Origin of the sequence: Phormidium sp. CCY1219 (genome assembly GCF_035615515.1) — a bacterium.
In the GTDB taxonomy this organism is placed as follows: domain Bacteria; phylum Cyanobacteriota; class Cyanobacteriia; order Cyanobacteriales; family Laspinemataceae; genus CCY1219.
The window spans coordinates 1-1,467 of sequence record NZ_JAJENT010000109.1 but is presented as its reverse complement, the minus strand read 5'-3'; the positions used below and the strand labels follow the sequence as shown (position 1 = coordinate 1,467).

At 43.8% G+C, this 1,467-nt stretch carries 1 protein-coding gene; it reads left to right on the top strand.

The window, feature by feature from the left end; genetic code table 11:
* The first annotated feature begins 248 nt into the window (after positions 1–248).
* Positions 249–1,250 carry a group II intron maturase-specific domain-containing protein gene (locus tag LKK83_RS00620; RefSeq protein ID WP_324628794.1) on the top strand — a complete coding sequence of 334 codons (1,002 nt, stop codon included), beginning with the start codon at positions 249–251 and terminating at the stop codon, positions 1,248–1,250.
* The last annotated feature ends 217 nt before the right edge of the window (positions 1,251–1,467 follow it).

Sequence of the window (1,467 nt, the reverse complement as noted above, 5' to 3'; positions counted from 1 at the left end):
ACAACTTTAGGATTTTCTCTTAAAGGAGTTGGTAGAGGCACTTTGATAATGCCTTTAAGAGTTCAGTTTTGGACTGCGCCATCAATCAATGTTTCAACAAATTGCGCGGATGGCAACAGGGACACACATGGGTTCTTGACGCTGACATCAAAGGCTTCTTGGATAACGTTGCCCATGAATCCATTCTGAACATGATTGGCTCTGCCCCACAAGGCAAACTAATCAAAGAATAGTTAAAAGCAGGATTTATCGACAAAGGGGTTCACAACCCTACCGAGACAGGCACTCCTCAAGGTGGTGTGATAAGTCCATTACTCGCAAATATTGGACTGCATGGGTTAGAAGAATACATCAAAACAGTTAACCCAAAGCTAGGCATCATCAGATATGCAGATGATTTTATCGTCACTGCTAAAGACAAAGAATCTTTGGAACAAGTGCTTATCCTGATAAAACAATGGCTGTCAAATCGAGGTCTAGAAATCAGTGATGAGAAGACACGGATAGTTCAGAGCAACGACGGATTCGACTTTCTGGGTTTCAACCTACGCCACTATAACGGCAAACTGTTGACCAAACCCCAAAAGGAAAAGGTACTCGCCTTTTGTAAGAAGATTGGTAAAACCATATCCAATATGAAAGCCTGTACCCAAGAAGAAGTCATTAGAAAATTGAATCCCCTTCTCAGAGGTTTTGCTAACTACTACAGAGGTACAGTTAGCAAAGAAACCTTCTCCTACATCGAAAATCGAGTATGGCATTACCTCTGGCGTTGGGCTAAACGTCGGCATCCCAACAAATCAAAAACATGGGTTTCTAAACGCTACTACGGTAGCTATAGAGGACGGCATGGTACTTTCATGTGCAAAGGGACTGGTAGAAGAGGAAAAGAAAAACTTTTTCTCCTGTACAACATTAGTAGTACACCCATAGTAAGGCACGTTAAAGTCAAAGGGAACTCAAGCCCTGATGACCCCTCACTCCGTGAATACTGGCATAAACGAAGCATCAAGAACGGGAAAAATTATTGGGCAAAAGGTTCAAAATATGAACAACTTGCCAAGCTCCAAGATTGGAAATGTCCCGTCTGCGGAGACAGCCTATTTAACGGAGAAGAAATCGAAACCCATCATATCGTACCTGTAGCAGAATGTAGATTAGACGACCTAGAAAATCTGATGCACCTACACAGAGCGTGTCATAAGCAGGTACATAGCAAATCCAAGTCAAAGGCTGGAAGTAAGGCTTGAGCGGTATGATTGGAAACAGTCACGTACCGTTCTTAGGGGAGGGGAGGAAGGCGACTTCCGAACCTTACCCGCTATTGCGCCTTTAAAAGTCCGACTTTGGACTCTTTAAGAATCCCTCGGATTTATCCGTAGGGAATATCAAAACTATTCCTCCGGACGCGATATTATCCCTGTTTCTAGCAGGAGGCAGAGCCTCCAGAGGCCCGTTCCCAGGCAA